This is a genomic window from Olivibacter sp. CPCC 100613, assembly GCF_036959255.1.
GTDB lineage: Bacteria > Bacteroidota > Bacteroidia > Sphingobacteriales > Sphingobacteriaceae > Olivibacter.
The window spans coordinates 551382-566479 of sequence record NZ_JAWMTI010000002.1 but is presented as its reverse complement, the minus strand read 5'-3'; the positions used below and the strand labels follow the sequence as shown (position 1 = coordinate 566479).

The following is a 15098-nucleotide window of genomic DNA, read 5'->3' as shown; positions in this document are numbered from 1 at the left end:
TAATTAGTATGAAGAATTTTAGTGTATTCGGAATAATCCTGTCAATGCTATGGGTGTCCTGCGGAAGTGCATCCAAAAATAATCCCAATCTGGTCAAGGTAGGTGTAGAAGCTGGCCCGGAATATAGTCTGGCCGAAGCAGCACAACAGGTAGCAAGAGATAAATACGGATTAGAAGTTGAGCTTGTACAATTTAATGACTATGTGATGCCCAATGAAGCCCTGCGTCAGAAAGATATCGATGTGAACGTCTTTCAGAACAAGCCTTACTTGGATGTGCAAGCAAAACAGCGCGATTACGATTTCGCAGTTTTGGGTAACACCTTTGTTTTTCCTTTGGCAGGTTACTCAAAAAAGATAAAAAGCATTGATCAATTACAAGAGGGTAATACCATTATTATTCCAAATGATCCCACCAACGGAGGTCGTGCATTATTGCTTCTGGAAAAAGTTGGTTTGATTGGATTAAAAGCAGGCGTCGGTCTACTGCCGACGATCAATGATATTATCAATAACCCGAAAAAGTTGCGAATACTCGAGCTGGAAGCCCCACAGTTGCCGAGATCGCTAGATGATGCGCAAGTTACTATTGCCATTATAAATAATACGTTTGCCGCATCTATTGGACTGGTTGCGAAAAAGGATGGCGTATTTGTGGAAGACGAAAAATCCCCTTATGTTAATATAATCGTTTCTCGTACTGATAATCAGCATGAAGAAAAGGTGAAAAACTTTGTTAAAGCGTACCAATCTGCAGAAGTTGAAGCCGTTGCTGAAAAAGTGTTTAAAGGCGGCGCCATTAAGGGATGGTAGGACGAAGGTAAATTGCTTCGTTGAATAGCGGCTACCTTGATCTCTCGGAGAATTTCTACTTGCTTATAGGTTTCCTCGTCATGAAGAATCGCATGCCTCCGAAATATAATATAGTAATTTTATAGACTTTATATTCTTTTTTGAAAAATTTCCCTTAACTTTGTTAAGAGGGCTGGTTTTGAAGGTCCAATACCCGATGGGCTGTCCCTGTTTATTTAAATGTAAGATGATGAAAAAAAGGGAGAACGAAGACGGAGCGAATGCGTACATTGATATTCAAGATGATTATTGCATACGTTGTTTGGAAAAAGAAAGCCAAGAATCACTTGCAAGCGAAGAAGAGAAGCCTGGTAAGAAAAATGAAATTAAATCTGAGCGTAAAGAAGGTGAAGGTTAGGCGGTTAAAAAATGTCGCGTGACCGAGCGGCTAGGTGGAGGTCTGCACGACCTTTTACGGTAGTTCGAATCTACCCGCGACTTCAAAAGAAACGATTGCAAATGCTTTATTGAAAAAGCAGGCCATGATATTATAAAAAGTGTTTGTTATCGCGCAAAATTTCCTGATAAAATTTAATATCATTCTCTAGCTTTGTAATGTAGGTTTCTTTTTCGATAAGTAACTTATTATATAATTCTTTTTCTGTATTTTTCTCGCTTATAACATCTGTTGATCGGTTAAATACCGTGCTCAAATTGAGGTCTATCAAATTTGCTATTTGTTTTAATCGTTCGATATCTAAACGTGTAATACCGCTTTCGATATTCTGATAAGTCTTGAGAACGATATTTAATCTGTTCGCCATTTCGCCCTGTGATAAGCCTTTGGCTTTTCTGTGACTTTTTATTAAATAGAGTAATTCTGTATTTGTCATATTTCCGATCTTTTATTTTAAAAATAGATCCGTTTTGTCAGTGCCTTCTTTGTTGTGTTAACTACTCGCCTTTGCACTCCATGCAAAAGTAGTGAACAATGTCTACTAAATCAATAGACTTTATTTATTTTTTTAAATTCATTAATTTCTAGGGAATGGGAGGTTTTATGTTGAAAAGAAAAAATTTGGAATATTAAAAGATATTGATACTTTTGTAAAGTCTACTATTTTAGTAGTCTTTTTTCTTATGCTTAAGAACAACCTGATACATATCTTATATGCCTGTCGAATGCGCTCGTATTCCATGTGGTATTGTTGTTGATAAAGCGATCCCCATTCTCTGTATTTCATTCTTTTCAATAATTTAATCAAATTTGTTATGCTTTCTTATCAAACATTTAGGTTTAACGGTAGGCTTACCTCTGAACAAAAGGCTTTTTTTGACCTTAACGGATTTATTCATTTTAAACATTTTATTAATGCAGATGCGGTCCAACGTATTATCCATGCTTCACAAGAGGTGGAAAGGCAATGGATCGAGAAGGAAGTTCAAAAAATTAATGGTGTACCCGTTAAATACGGTACAGACTTAGACGGTCGTCGAATCGTTCAACGATTTGCCTTTATTAACCTACATCATCCCATACTAAAAGAGTTCTCTTTGGACCCGCGTCTACAGGAGCTATTGCCGCTAGTTGGTGAAGGGGCACGTTTAGGTACACATGAAAAAGATGGGATGGTTTTCAACCACTATATTAACGGTCCGCAAAGTAAATTTACACAAATGGGATGGCATACAGACGGATTACGTGATATTTTCCAGGGAGGGCGATTAAATCCCATGTTAAATGTAGGTGTGCATCTTAGCTCACTGACAACAGAAAATGGTGGATTGCGTCTCTTGCCAGGTACCCATAAGCAAAGCATGTATCAACTACTTTTCCGAAAAAAATATTTCCTATCGCACGACACGGATCCAAATGAAATAGCAATTATTCCAGAAGCAGGAGACCTTACGGTTCATGATGGACGCCTTTGGCATCGTGTTGCTAAATCCGGTATTGTCGGTGAAACAAGTAGAAGACGGGTTATTTATTTACCCATTATCGCGGGAAAATATATGCCTAAAAATGAAGACAGTCCCACCTTATTTTACCAACGTTTTGCCGGTATTATAAAGTAATTTATGTGGCCGTGTGACCGAGCGGTTAGGTTGAGGTCTGCAAAACCTTTTACAGCAGTTCGAATCTGCTCACGGCCTCGTCTTTTTTAGTTGATAAATATAATGTCTATGGTTTTTATAGATTTTTGAATTTTTCTATTAACTTTACGGCTCATCTTAATTGAGCAATGGATGTAGAAAATGGAAACAACTAAAGAAATTCAGTTTGATTGGGTCTCTTCAGACTTTACTATCGATTTGTCGTCTATTCATGAGGCGCAAAATGCGATAGGTGGTAAATGGAGTCTAAAGTTAATTGTTGCTCTGGCGAAAGGTAATAAGCGTTTTAACGAAATCAAAGAGTATGTTGGAAGCATCTCACCCAGAGCCCTATCAAAAGAGTTGAAAGAATTAGAACATAAAGGGCTGATAATAAAAGGTGCCTGTAGGGAAAGGCCTATATATACTGAATATCAGCTTACACCCATTGCATATGAACTGAAAAGTGTCATTGAAGAAATAAGCAATTGGGGCAAGTACTTCCATGAAATCAAATTGAATCAACGCAACAAATGATAAAATACGTATCCTTCGGATTGATTGGCGGTGTTTTACTTGGAATAATTGGATGTACTTATTCAGAAAAAAAAGGAGCTGAAAATCAGGAAACCATATCCATATCAGGGGCTTTTGCTCTTTATCCAATGCTTATTCAATGGAGTCAGGATTTTAAGGAAAATCATCCAAATGTACGTTTTAATATTTCAGCCGGTGGTGCGGGGAAGGGCATTGCCGATGTATTATCAGGTATGGTTGATATCGGCATGGTGTCGCGCGATATTCATCCCGAGGAGTTTGAAAAAGGTGCTTTTCTCGTCAATGTGGCCAATGATGCAGTGGTAGCAACCTGCAATGCTAACAATCCCGCTGCAAAACAAATCGAAAAACGTGGATTAACAAAAAGTGAATTTATCGACGTGTTTTTAAAGGCAAAAACCGCTCGTTGGAACCAATTAAAAGGTATTGATAGCGATTATGATATGCACGTGTATGTACGATCTGATGCGGCCGGTGCTGCGGAAACCTGGGCGAAATTTCTCGATGCTTCGCAAGAAGATCTATTGGGAATCGGTGTGTTTGGTGACCCCGGACAGGCACAAGCGATTATGCGGGATCCACTAGCCATTGGTTTCAGTAATCTGAATTACGTTTATAGTTTGAAAAACCGAAAACCCCAGCAGAATGTACAGATTATTCCGATTGATTGGAATGGAAATGGACAAATAGATTCCGATGAGTATTATTATCAAAATCTTGATAGTCTAAATCAAGCAATTGGTGATGGTCGATACCCTTCACCACCTGCCAGAACGTTGGGTTTGTTATTTCATGGTAAACCAAAAAGTGAAGTGCTCCTGTCTTTTTTAAGGTACATACTTTCAGCCGAAGGACAAGCCCGCTTACCCGAAAATGGCTATGTAAGTTTAAATAAACAATCGATCGCGCAGGAATTAGCAAAAATAAGATGAAGATACGTCTACTCAAGGATAAGATAATTAGTGCGGGAATGCTGATCTTTTCGATTTTGTCCGTATCCATGGTTTTATTGATCGGGATTGGGCTTTATTGGCGCTCCTTGCCTATTTTACAGGATTATTCTATCTGGGAATTGATTAGCTCGGATACATGGCGTCCATTAAAGGGATCTTTTGGATTTTATCCTTTTATTATGGGGACCTTATGGGTGACAGGTATGTCTATCGCGATTGCCATTCCCTTATGTTTGCTTACAGCGATTTATCTTTCGGAATATGCCCCGATTCGTTTTAGAAATTTCTTTTTGCCCATGATTAATATGTTGGCGGGTATTCCACCGGTTATTTACGGCGTATGGGGGGTATTATTTGTGGTACCCTTGGTGCAAAAATATGTTGCACCTTTTTTTGTTGACTTTTCTACCGGATTTACCGTTCTGGCCGGCGGCATTGTATTAGCTGTCATGATATTTCCGCTTATCGTTAGCATTGTGGTGGAGGTGTTGCAAACGATTCCCAAGGAGTTGCGGGAAGCATCGCTTTCATTGGGCGCCACTAAATGGGAAACTATCAAAAAAGTGGTTTTAAGAAAAGCAATGCCCGGGATTATCGCAGCGATTGTGCTAGCTGTATCCAGAGCTTTCGGCGAAACAATTGCCGTTTTGATGGTTTGTGGTAATGTACCCATTGCGCCGCACTCTATCTTTGATCCAGCTTATCCTTTACCTGCTTTATTAGCTAATAATTTTGGAGAAATGATGTCTGTACCTCTATATGATGCGGCACTTATGTTTTCAGCATTTGCACTGTTTCTTATCATCTTGATTTTTAATATAATATCCAGGTTGATCCTGCAAAAAATAAGTATCCGAAATGCGTAGAAGAAAAATTGAAGAACTTCTTTTTAAAGTACTGATGATCGGCTCAACCTTATTGGTAGGTCTTTCTCTTTTTCTAATCATTGGTACCGTTATTATAAAAGGTTTGCCTTTTTTAAATTGGGATATGTTAACAAAGACTCCGGATGGGGGTTACTATTTTGGCCGATCAGGCGGTGTGTTGAATGCTATTGTGGGCTCAATATATGTGGCTGGAGGAGCAACATTGTTAGGTATGGTCATTAGTTTGCCCGTAGCGATTTACTTAAATATCTACCTAAAAAAAGAAAATCGTTTTGCGCGTTTTGCTAAACTTTCCTTTGATGTCTTGTTTGGGATCCCTTCCATTGTTTACGGCGCCTTTGCTTTTAGCCTGATGGTTTATTTGGGCGTGAGAGCCTCTTTGTTGGGCGGTGTCATTGCGGTGGCCTTACTGGTTATCCCCATCATGGTACGAACATTAGACGAAGTGATTGTCCATGTGCCAAAAGAGCTAAAGGAGGCCGTTCTTTCGTTAGGGGCAACACGTTGGGAAATGGCTAAAGTTTATTTCAGGCAAATTCGGGCAGGCATGTTAACTGCCGTTTTATTGGCATTTGGAAGAGGGGTAGGGGATGTTGCCGCCGTTATGTTTACGGCAGGTTTTAGCGATAATATTCCCGCATCGCTGCATGAACCAGCAGCAACCCTGCCTTTAGCCATATTTTTCCAGTTGGGTAGCCCCATTCCTGAGGTACAAGGTAGGGCCTATGCTTCCGCATTGATTTTGTCTATTTTTATTTTAATCATCGTGGTCTTAAGTACACTCCTTACCAATAAAAGACGCAAAAATTCATGACACAAACTCCTCATATCAGCGTAAAAGACTTAAATGTACACATTGGCAATCATCACTTGCTGAAAAATATTAATATAAATATTCCGGATAAAAGCATAACCTCTATCATAGGTCCTTCCGGTTGCGGTAAAACGACCTTATTGAAAAGTCTTAACCGACTACTGGATGATATTCCAGAGGTAAATATTAGCGGTAGTGTGTTAGTGGATGGGGAAGATATCTACGGATCAAAAACTGAAGTTACCCACATACGAAAAAAAATGGGACTTCTCGCGCAAAGGCCTTTTCCGTTACCTATGTCCATATATGATAATATTACATACGGTCCACGCATCCATGGCTTAAAAAATAAAAAGGAACTAAGTGCTGTAGTAGAACATTATTTACAAGCCGTTGGACTTTGGGAAGAAGTGAAGCACCGCCTCCACACTTCGGCCAGCGCATTGTCGATTGGACAACAGCAACGATTATGTTTGGCCAGAGGACTTGCTGTTGAACCGGAGATCATTTTGGGCGATGAATCAACCTCTGCCCTTGATCCAATCTCGACTAAGACCATCGAAGATTTACTCATCAAATTGAAAGAGAACTATACGATCGTGCTTGTTACACATATTTTGCGCCAGGCTAGAAGGGTGTCGGATTTTATTATCTTTGTATACATGGGGGAAATCATCGAATTTGGACCAACAGAAGAAGTGTTGCTAAACCCAAAAGAAGAATTGACCAAAGATTATGTGAAAGGCTTTATTAGCTAACAAAAAAGGGAACGGAAACCATTCCCTTAGGATTTAAAGAGCCGGCTATCAATTTGGCGTTGCACCAAACTCCCTTGTAACTAAACCCAAGGCAAAATTAGCTAAAAATGCTTGTAGATACAAGCATTTGGCCTGAGCTACTGCCATGCTTGTGGCAATATGTGGATCGGAAATGTTCTCCTAAAACATATTAGCAAGCCTCAAAATGCGTTTTTTTTAACTTAAGTTTGCAGAATTTACAAAATAATCATCTATCTTTAGGGGCTAACAACCAACATGCCTAGCGGAAATATGCATGATCGGAAAACAAAAAAAAATGCATATTCTGTTAAGGTCATTAACGATAAACTAAACTACTTTTAATGAAACATTTTGAAATTCAAGAGCAGGATCAGGTATACGATGCGATTGTGGTTGGCTCTGGAGCAGGAGGCGGTATGGCGGGATATGTCCTTGCAAATGCAGGGCTTAAAGTGCTGATGTTGGAGGCCGGCCCCTTTTTTGACCCAGCTAAAGATGCCTTGCAACTTAGATGGCCTTGGGAGTCTCCTAGGCGTGGCGCATCTACGGTTCGTCCCTTTGGAGATTTTGATGCTGCCTATGGCGGGTGGCAATTAGAAGGAGAGCCGTATTCTACGGTTGATGGTACTGATTTTCAGTGGTTCAGGGCACGTATGCTGGGAGGAAGAACAAACCATTGGGGTCGGATTTCCCTACGGATGGGACCGGATGACTTTAAACCTACTGACGGGGTAACGGACGCATGGCCGATTACTTATGATGAGGTAAAACCCTTTTATGATAAGGTAGACCGGCTAATTGGTGTTTATGGTACGGTAGAGGGTTTGCCGAATGAACCTGATGGCATTTTTTTAAAACCACCAAAACCTCGTCTGAACGAATTGTTTATAAAACGAGGTGCAAAAAAAGCCGGTGTTACCGTTATCCCTGGTCGGGGAGCTGTATTAACGGAAGCACTTCCCGGCATGAAGGGGCGTGGAACCTGCTTTTATTGTGGTCAATGTGGGCGCAGTTGTAAAGTGTACGGCGATTTTTCCTCCTCTTCCTGCTTGGTGATTCCTGCTATGAAAACCAATAATTTGAAAGTCATCGATAATGCGATGGTCCGTGAAGTACTAACTAATGACGAAGGCCTGGCAACGGGAGTGTCTTATGTTAGTACGGTAGATATGAAAGAATATAGCGTACGGGGAAAGCTGGTTATATTAGGTGCCAGTGCTTGCGAGTCGGCCCGACTTTTATTGAATTCAAAATCGAAGGCGCATCCTGGCGGATTGGGAAACAGTAGTGGGTTGGTGGGAAGGTATTTACATGATTCCACAGGCTCAAGCATGTCGGGGTTTATTCCCGAATTAATTGAGCGAAAGCGTTATAACGAAGACGGGACAGGGAGCGTACATATCTATTCACCATGGTGGCTTGATAATAAAAAGCTAAACTTCCCACGTGGGTATCATATAGAATATGGAGGTGGTTTGCACATGCCGTCATACGGCTTTCTCGATTGGGTTCCATCCGTGAATGGGCAAGTGCCTGATAAAGATGGAAAAAAGAAAGAGCAAGGTGGCTATGGCATTTCATTAAAGAACGATTATCGACGTTTTTATGGAGCCAATGTGGGAATGGCAGGAAGAGGTACGGCTTTAGCGCATAAAGATAATTATTGTGAAGTCGATCCGAATAAAGTAGATAAATTTGGAATTCCGGTGCTAAGATTTCATTATAAATGGGGTAGGGAAGAAGTGGCCCAAGCTAAGCATATGCAGGAAACGTTTCAATCGATTATGCATGAGATGGGTGCGATTATAACATCCCCCACTTACGGTCCGGATACATCCTATGGCTTAGAAGCTCCAGGAAAGATCATTCATGAAGGCGGTACGGTTCGTATGGGAGATGACCCGAAAAACTCTGTGTTGAATAAATGGTGTCAATCGCATGATTGCAAAAATTTATTCGTTGTGGACGCGGCCCCCTTTGTCCAACAAGGAGACAAAAATCTTACTTGGACGATTTTGGCACTGTCCATGCGGACGGCGGAACATATTTTGGAACAAAGAGGTAAACTTAATATTTAAGCAAATGAACAGGAGAGATTCGATTAAAGCTATAGGGCTTGGCACAGTGGGTACAGGCCTTTTGTTAGAATCGTGCAGACCGGGAGATTCAAACAAAACGGCGGAGGAGACGACACAGAGTTCAGGGAAATTGCCAGGGGTGCAAGACTTTGAACATGCCCGTAACACCGAATTAAATAAAGAGCAGTTTTTTACTGAGCACGAAATGGCGACCATTACCGTGCTTTCCGATATTATTATTCCTAAAGACGATTATTCCGACAGCGCTTCAACAGCTGGTGTGCCGGCTTTTATTGAGTTTATGGTAAAAGACATTCCCGACTATAAATTACCCATGCGTGGAGGACTGAAATGGCTGGACGTGCAATGCTTGAAGCGATTTAATAAAGTGTTTACTGACTGTGAAGAAAAGGAACAGCTGACGTTGATAGATGAAATTGCCTATCCTCTTCAGGCAAAACCGGAGATGCAACAGGGAGTTGCTTTCTTTAGCTTGATGCGAAACTTCACGGCATCCGGGTTTTTTACCAGCGAAATCGGCGTGAAGGACATCGGTTACATAGGTAATCGCCCCGGACCATGGGATGGCGTTCCTGAAGATGTATTAAAACAGTATGGTTTTACGGGGAACGAATAGCTTTCTCAGTTAAGTTTCATGACATTCGATGGTAACCGTAGTACCAGCTCCTATTTCTGAATGGAAGTCTATGCTTCCGTTCAGAAATTCGACTCTCGATTCTATATTTGTTAGGCCTGCCCCCTTTCCTGCGGCGATTAAGTCTTTCACGTCAAAACCTTTGCCATCGTCTTCGACAATAAGCGTAATGTACTGCTCGATTTGTTGTAGCTGAACCAGAATAAGTGAAGAATGAGCATGTTTTACCGCATTGTTTACGAGCTCTTGCATAATTCTGTAAAGCACCAATTGTCTTGAAGGTTCCATATAATTGGTGTAGTGGTAGATTTGACATTGAATGTTCACACCCGAAGATTTCAATTTTTGGCAATATTCGCGGATAGCCTCTCCCAATCCATAACGCATGAGTATCTCCGGCATCATGCTGTGGGCAATTCGTCTGAGTTCACCAATAGCGCCATCCAAATGCTGTAATGTTCGATTCATTATTTGCTGTTGGTTGTCATCCTTTAAGAGTTGCATAAAACCTGCTAATTCTATTTTTACACCTGATAACAAACCACCCAAACCGTCATGCAAATCCCGTGCTAGTCGACTTCGCTCTTGCTCCTGGCCATCAAGCATAGCAGATAAAAGCGAAATACGATGTTCTTGTTTTATTTTAGTCACTTCCATTTGATGCAGTTTCTCTTGCTGTTTCATCGCTTTAATCCGCTGCTTATAGGCATAAAAAAGAAAAAGGAGTGTAAGAAAGCTTGTTAGGCTAAATGCAATATAAATGCGATTAAGCTTTTGGTTGAATTGAACTTGTTGCTGCAATACGAAGAGCGCTTTCTCTTTTTTTCCTGCTTCATATTGAGCTTCCAACTTTTTGCCTAAGCTCATTTTCTCCGTATTGAACAGATCCGTATAGGCATCTACATAAAGTTTATAATTGCGAAGTGCGCCATTGAGATCGCCTTGCCTTTCTTTAATAGTCGCCAAACAATAGAAAATTTTTGCTTCAATTTCGTGATTAATAACAGGTTCTTGATGAAGGGTCATGATTGCATTTCCTACCAACATCTCAGCCTCGGTTAAATAGCCTTTTTCAATTTGCTGTTTCGCTAACATGACATAGCTGTCTGCAAGGACTGCATTTTCTTTGCTATCTCGAGCTTCTTCGATAGCGATTTCTAGGTAATGGCGAACAGAATCTTGATAGCTTGTTGAGAAATACTGATCGTAGATAACAGCAATATTTTTTGCTAGCGCTGCAATTTCTGTGATATGGATAATGCGATCTTTATTTTTCTGTGCTAACGAAAAAGCCGCTTTATTACGTAGAAGCGCAGAATCCAATAATGGTTTTCGAATTGTATCTGCTTCGTAATGGGCCATGAAATTATTGGCAGTACATCGATAGGTTGCAATTAAAAGGTCGAGATCCCGACATCTTCCCGCGCTTCGCAGCGCTGCTCGTGCATATTTATTTTGATTTGGTAGATCGGACCACTGGCTATAAATGGTGGAAATCGTTATGTAAAGCCTGCTTTCGTACGAATAATCATGATCTTCATCAAACAACTTGGCGGCATTTAACAAACTGGCAATTGCTTCTTGCGCTTCGTTTTGCATGAGTTGAGTCGTTCCCTTGGCAAATTGGACGAGTGCGTTGGTTCTTTTGTTTTCAGTTTTTTTTGCGTAGAAGACGGCGCTATCCAAATTTAATAAAGTAAACTGCGTATTTCCCTCGTTGCTGCTTTGTAAGGCAAGAATTGCATACAAGCTGGCAGTTTGGTCATTATTAGCTTGCAACTTCGAAGATTTCAACGCCTTTTGAAGTAATTCGTAGGCCTGTTGTGGATCTCTTCTGTAATATAAAAAATCGGCTAATCGACCCATTGTCTCTAATCGCTCCTGATTCGATAGTCTTTTTTGCGCTAAAGCCAACCGTAAAGAATCTTCAGATAAATGGGCGTGCAGGGAAGGGAGTAAACCCAAAACCATGAAAAGGAAAGCAAAAAAGAACTTGGTATGTTGAAATAAACGAATGAAAGTATGGTAAATGGAAAGCAATGGCTTGCCAAGTATTCGATTATGGATACTATTTGAAGTGGCAATGACGCCAAAAATGCTTCGCATGCTCAAAGATACACAAGATTCAAAGCTTGTCAATCCCCGTTTCCGGGGGTTTTATTCCAAAGATATCTTTTAAGTTATTTGTTTTCGGCTTGATTAATTCGAAATGCTGATCGGCATACCTTTTTACCAATACTTAGCTTCTCCGTTTTCATAATTAAGCGCTGTGGACCGACGCGCTTTTCAAAACCCAGGACCAACGCACCGATGGTTGCATGATTTTTTCCCGATGGTAGTTCGCTAAACCCCCATTCTCTGCCTTTTGACCATAGCCTTTCGATTGTAGAATCTGTGTAAGTCCATTCTACGTAAGGCTGTTGAAACAGCATTCCATTTCCTGTCAATTTTATACCAGCTGGCATACTCTCCTCTTCTTCCGCCGATGGTTTAGTAGGTAATGCTTTAAAATGCAACGAAAAGGCCTCAGGAATATCTGCTTCCTCATTCATCACTTCTTTATTTTCCAAATTGTATTTGACGGAGCGCTTAGGCGTTCGTATGCTTAGGGTACCCGAATAGGTAAGCGAAAAAATACATTGCCCCGGGTTGCTTGCAGGACCTTGAAAGCTAAACCCCCAGGATTCCTCACGTTCGCCAATGGTATCACTTGTTATGAGCAATTGATTACGGCGAATTCCAATTTTTTTGAATTCCTCATCGGTAAGCGCCCTAACAGCCAATCCAGTGGATTTAGCGAGATTTAATGCTTGTAGATAACTTTTCTTCATGGAGTTTGTGTCGCCAAGATATACTTCTGTATGCTGATCAGCATATATAGCGGGCATCTTTTCCTGATGACAGCCAAACATTATGCTGAGTATTACGATGCTGAGCCATTTGATCTGGCTTTCAAAGATAGTATGTAGAGCGTTCCCTGTGTTTTTCACACCAACAAATAAAAAGTAAATATAAATATTGTTTGAGGCTTGCCCAAAAATTATTTGTCAGTCACCATGATCGTTTGAACATGGTGAATATGTTGGTTTTTTGTACAATGCATACGCTATTTATTTAACATCCATATCTTTAGATCTTTCTTCTGTGTGAAAATCAATACCTAAATTTTGAAATAGTGACAAGGTGGAATAGTAAACAAAAAAGTAAAAAATTAGCGAAATTTTTATATTCTTGTTACTGTCGACGTTAAGGTTATCTATAAAATAAGAAGGGCAAAAAAGCATGATACCTGTAAAACTATATACCGCAGGACTGGTGGTACTTAAGGAAAGCAAATTGCTGCTGGCTTTTAGCAATAACAAAAAAGCTTGGTACCTTCCTGGAGGAAAAATCGATGGTCATGAGACGAGTCATGAGGCAATCATTAGAGAAATCGGAGAAGAGCTGGGTATCATCTTAGATACAGATTTATTAACATTTTATTGTCATATAACAGCCCCCGCTTATGGCGAAGATTCATCGGTTATCATGGAGCAAGATTGTTTTCGATACGAGATGAAAGAAACAATTTACCCAGCGAATGAAATTGGGGATGTTGATTTTTTCGATCAAGCAGATTATGCAAAACAGGGTGCGCAAGTCCCGGGTGTATTGCAATTATTTGAAGTATTAATTGCCGACGGATTAATTTGATTTTGCTTAGGACAAATTGAAATCGATGAATGGAATGCAAGATCACACCATTCTTATGTAAAATAATAGCTATGTTAATAACAAAGCGATGATGAATCCGAACAAATCAGCTAACTTGCTTGTATTTAACAATAATATCTATGAAATATTTAACGCTCTTTTGTTTTGTTTTTATTTTCCATGGGAAAAGTTATGCCCAGGTGCCACCGGCTACAAATCAACAAATAAATAAAATTAAGAAAATGACATCTATTACATTAAAAGGAAACACCGTACATACAGTTGGTACCTTGCCTGCTGTTGGAACCGAAGCAAAGAAATTTACGCTGACAGCTGTTGACTTATCGGAAAAAACCTTGGACGACTTCAAAGGAAAATACGTTGTCCTTAATATTTTTCCCAGTGTTAATACCGGCGTATGTGCTGCCTCTGTACGTCAATTCAATGAGGATGCCGCAAATTTACCTAATACCACGGTATTATGCATCTCTAAAGATTTACCCTTTGCTCAAGCGCAATTTTGCGGGGCTGAAGGAATAAAAAATGTGGTTATGTTATCTGATTTTCGCTCAAACTTTGGCAAGGAATACGGCGTTGAACTTGCAGATAGCCCGATGAAAGGCTTACTTAGTCGTGCTGTCGTTGTAATAGACCCTCAGGGTAAAATCGTTTACGAGGAACAGGTCTCTGAAATTGCGCAGGAACCAAATTATCAGGCAGCTTTAAAAGTCATTCAGTAGCATAGAGACCATAGCAGGTTTCCAATAAAAATTAATTTAGGTAGTAAATAAGCCGGTTATCTGTTAATCGGCTTATTGCGTAAAGGAATAAAGAGATATTTATCATGAAAATAGCTACATACAATGTTAACGGTGTCAACGGGCGACTGCCCGTATTGCTTCGCTGGTTGGAAGAGGCTAAGCCCGATATTGTTTGCTTACAGGAGTTAAAGGCTCCGCAGGAAAAATTTCCGGAAGAATCGATACGGGCTGCCGGTTATAATGTTATATGGCACGGACAAAAAAGCTGGAATGGGGTAGCAATTCTTGCACGTAACCTTGATATAACAGAATTTGGGCGTGTGCTTCCAGGGGATCCGGAAGATACCCACAGTCGATATATTGAAGCAAGGGTTCACAATATTCATATCGGGTGCCTCTATTTACCAAATGGTAATCCGGTTCCCGGACCAAAGTTCGACTATAAGTTAAAATGGTTTCAACGTTTAACAGATCATGCGCAAGAACTGTTGAACAAAAATATTCCGGTCATCTTGACGGGTGATTATAATGTGATGCCCACTGAACTTGATGTATACAAACCCGAGCGATGGCTGGACGACGCGCTCTTTCGACCGGAAATACGTGCTGCTTTTGCAGGGTTAGTGGCTCAGGGGTGGACAGACGCTGTTCGGAAACTTTACCCAAATGAAAGAATTTATACTTTTTGGGATTACTTTCGTAACGCATATGGACGCGACGCGGGTTTGCGTATTGATCATTTTTTGCTTAGCCCGCAGTTGGTAGAGAACCTTGTTGCTGCCGGTGTAGATCGCCATGTCCGTGGCTGGGAAAAAACAAGTGATCACGCTCCCGTATGGATAGAACTGCGCGATCTGTAACCGGTAAATCGTCTGCAAATATAAAAGGTGATTACCAAGGAATATTATAGGGGGCATTGACTTTTTCTATCAAAAATATTAACTTTACGGAACGAATTCGGATATTCCCATACTACTTTAGCCGATCATTCCGTTATCAAGCCCGATACTTTTTGTTTACCAATTATAAAACGAT

16 protein-coding genes and 1 tRNA gene are annotated in these 15098 nt (G+C 40.4%); 14 read left to right on the top strand and 3 right to left on the bottom strand.

Annotated elements, in window-relative coordinates; genetic code table 11:
• Positions 1 to 8 precede the first annotated feature (8 nt).
• Together metQ and RYH73_RS08835 are read left to right on the top strand one after the other, a co-directional pair.
• Entirely contained in the window at positions 9 to 812 is an 804-nt protein-coding gene (gene metQ, locus RYH73_RS08840; protein WP_335313055.1) for a methionine ABC transporter substrate-binding lipoprotein MetQ, read from the top strand.
• Positions 813 to 1038: 226 nt separating this feature from the next.
• Entirely contained in the window at positions 1039 to 1209 is a 171-nt protein-coding gene (locus tag RYH73_RS08835; protein ID WP_335313054.1) for a hypothetical protein, read from the top strand.
• A 130-nt stretch (positions 1210 to 1339) separates the two neighbouring features.
• Here the strand turns inward: RYH73_RS08835 and RYH73_RS08830 are convergent, their stop codons facing one another.
• On the bottom strand, positions 1340 to 1684 hold the full coding sequence (locus tag RYH73_RS08830) for a helix-turn-helix domain-containing protein (protein WP_335313053.1): 345 nt from the start codon (positions 1682 to 1684) through the stop codon (positions 1340 to 1342).
• A gap of 379 nt (positions 1685 to 2063) precedes the next feature.
• Between RYH73_RS08830 and RYH73_RS08825 the strand changes: the two genes are divergently transcribed.
• The 9 genes from RYH73_RS08825 to RYH73_RS08785 all read left to right on the top strand — a co-directional run bounded on the left by RYH73_RS08825 (position 2064) and on the right by RYH73_RS08785 (position 9591).
• Complete coding sequence (locus RYH73_RS08825) at positions 2064 to 2867, top strand: phytanoyl-CoA dioxygenase family protein (RefSeq protein WP_335313052.1); 804 nt, start codon at positions 2064 to 2066, stop codon at positions 2865 to 2867.
• Positions 2868 to 2874: 7 nt separating this feature from the next.
• Positions 2875 to 2945: transfer RNA gene (locus tag RYH73_RS08820), tRNA-Cys, on the top strand.
• Positions 2946 to 3047: 102 nt separating this feature from the next.
• The gene (locus RYH73_RS08815) at positions 3048 to 3422 is read left to right on the top strand and encodes a winged helix-turn-helix transcriptional regulator (protein ID WP_335313051.1); all 375 of its coding nucleotides are present in this window, start codon (positions 3048 to 3050) and stop codon (positions 3420 to 3422) included.
• Positions 3419 to 4375, top strand: a complete 957-nt coding sequence (locus RYH73_RS08810) for a PstS family phosphate ABC transporter substrate-binding protein (RefSeq protein ID WP_335313050.1) — start codon at positions 3419 to 3421, stop codon at positions 4373 to 4375. The genes RYH73_RS08815 and RYH73_RS08810 overlap by 4 nt, the downstream gene beginning before the upstream one ends.
• On the top strand, positions 4372 to 5262 hold the full coding sequence (pstC, locus tag RYH73_RS08805) for a phosphate ABC transporter permease subunit PstC (RefSeq protein ID WP_335313049.1): 891 nt from the start codon (positions 4372 to 4374) through the stop codon (positions 5260 to 5262). Before RYH73_RS08810 ends, pstC begins: the two co-directional genes overlap by 4 nt.
• Positions 5255 to 6097: a PstA family ABC transporter permease gene (locus tag RYH73_RS08800; protein ID WP_335313048.1), complete on the top strand. Its 843-nt coding sequence runs from the start codon at positions 5255 to 5257 to the stop codon at positions 6095 to 6097. Before pstC ends, RYH73_RS08800 begins: the two co-directional genes overlap by 8 nt.
• Positions 6094 to 6855 carry a phosphate ABC transporter ATP-binding protein gene (locus RYH73_RS08795; protein ID WP_335313047.1) on the top strand — a complete coding sequence of 254 codons (762 nt, stop codon included), beginning with the start codon at positions 6094 to 6096 and terminating at the stop codon, positions 6853 to 6855. Before RYH73_RS08800 ends, RYH73_RS08795 begins: the two co-directional genes overlap by 4 nt.
• 362 nt (positions 6856 to 7217) lie before the next feature.
• A complete protein-coding gene (locus RYH73_RS08790) occupies positions 7218 to 8954 on the top strand; it encodes a GMC family oxidoreductase (RefSeq protein ID WP_335313046.1) in 1737 nt (578 codons plus the stop codon).
• 4 nt (positions 8955 to 8958) lie between these two features.
• Entirely contained in the window at positions 8959 to 9591 is a 633-nt protein-coding gene (locus RYH73_RS08785; RefSeq protein ID WP_335313045.1) for a gluconate 2-dehydrogenase subunit 3 family protein, read from the top strand.
• A 9-nt stretch (positions 9592 to 9600) separates the two neighbouring features.
• On the opposite strand, the gene RYH73_RS08780 is transcribed toward RYH73_RS08785, so the two are convergent.
• On the bottom strand, positions 9601 to 11715 hold the full coding sequence (locus RYH73_RS08780) for an ATP-binding protein (RefSeq protein WP_335313044.1): 2115 nt from the start codon (positions 11713 to 11715) through the stop codon (positions 9601 to 9603).
• A gap of 74 nt (positions 11716 to 11789) precedes the next feature.
• Complete coding sequence (locus tag RYH73_RS08775; RefSeq protein WP_335313043.1) at positions 11790 to 12521, bottom strand: hypothetical protein; 732 nt, start codon at positions 12519 to 12521, stop codon at positions 11790 to 11792.
• 370 nt (positions 12522 to 12891) lie between these two features.
• Between RYH73_RS08775 and RYH73_RS08770 the strand changes: the two genes are divergently transcribed.
• The 3 genes from RYH73_RS08770 (at position 12892) to xth (ending at position 14923) form a co-directional block, all read left to right on the top strand.
• The gene (locus RYH73_RS08770) at positions 12892 to 13302 is read left to right on the top strand and encodes an NUDIX hydrolase (protein WP_335313042.1); all 411 of its coding nucleotides are present in this window, start codon (positions 12892 to 12894) and stop codon (positions 13300 to 13302) included.
• Positions 13303 to 13442: 140 nt separating this feature from the next.
• Positions 13443 to 14042 (top strand): thiol peroxidase, encoded by a 600-nt coding sequence (gene tpx / locus RYH73_RS08765; RefSeq protein WP_335313041.1) that lies wholly within the window; start codon positions 13443 to 13445, stop codon positions 14040 to 14042.
• 104 nt (positions 14043 to 14146) lie between these two features.
• Complete coding sequence (gene xth / locus RYH73_RS08760) at positions 14147 to 14923, top strand: exodeoxyribonuclease III (protein ID WP_335313040.1); 777 nt, start codon at positions 14147 to 14149, stop codon at positions 14921 to 14923.
• Positions 14924 to 15098: the final 175 nt, after the last annotated feature.

Coding starts and splice junctions, on each gene's coding strand:
- tpx (WP_335313041.1), top strand. CDS start 13,443: ATGAAATATTTAACGCTCTTTTGTTTTGTTTTTATTTTCCATGGGAAA.
- RYH73_RS08815 (WP_335313051.1), top strand. CDS start 3,048: ATGGAAACAACTAAAGAAATTCAGTTTGATTGGGTCTCTTCAGACTTT.
- RYH73_RS08810 (WP_335313050.1), top strand. CDS start 3,419: ATGATAAAATACGTATCCTTCGGATTGATTGGCGGTGTTTTACTTGGA.
- RYH73_RS08780 (WP_335313044.1), bottom strand. CDS start 11,715: ATGCGAAGCATTTTTGGCGTCATTGCCACTTCAAATAGTATCCATAAT.
- RYH73_RS08770 (WP_335313042.1), top strand. CDS start 12,892: ATGATACCTGTAAAACTATATACCGCAGGACTGGTGGTACTTAAGGAA.
- xth (WP_335313040.1), top strand. CDS start 14,147: ATGAAAATAGCTACATACAATGTTAACGGTGTCAACGGGCGACTGCCC.
- RYH73_RS08785 (WP_335313045.1), top strand. CDS start 8,959: ATGAACAGGAGAGATTCGATTAAAGCTATAGGGCTTGGCACAGTGGGT.
- RYH73_RS08835 (WP_335313054.1), top strand. CDS start 1,039: ATGATGAAAAAAAGGGAGAACGAAGACGGAGCGAATGCGTACATTGAT.
- RYH73_RS08775 (WP_335313043.1), bottom strand. CDS start 12,521: ATGTTTGGCTGTCATCAGGAAAAGATGCCCGCTATATATGCTGATCAG.
- RYH73_RS08790 (WP_335313046.1), top strand. CDS start 7,218: ATGAAACATTTTGAAATTCAAGAGCAGGATCAGGTATACGATGCGATT.
- RYH73_RS08800 (WP_335313048.1), top strand. CDS start 5,255: ATGCGTAGAAGAAAAATTGAAGAACTTCTTTTTAAAGTACTGATGATC.
- RYH73_RS08825 (WP_335313052.1), top strand. CDS start 2,064: ATGCTTTCTTATCAAACATTTAGGTTTAACGGTAGGCTTACCTCTGAA.
- RYH73_RS08795 (WP_335313047.1), top strand. CDS start 6,094: ATGACACAAACTCCTCATATCAGCGTAAAAGACTTAAATGTACACATT.
- RYH73_RS08830 (WP_335313053.1), bottom strand. CDS start 1,684: ATGACAAATACAGAATTACTCTATTTAATAAAAAGTCACAGAAAAGCC.
- pstC (WP_335313049.1), top strand. CDS start 4,372: ATGAAGATACGTCTACTCAAGGATAAGATAATTAGTGCGGGAATGCTG.
- metQ (WP_335313055.1), top strand. CDS start 9: ATGAAGAATTTTAGTGTATTCGGAATAATCCTGTCAATGCTATGGGTG.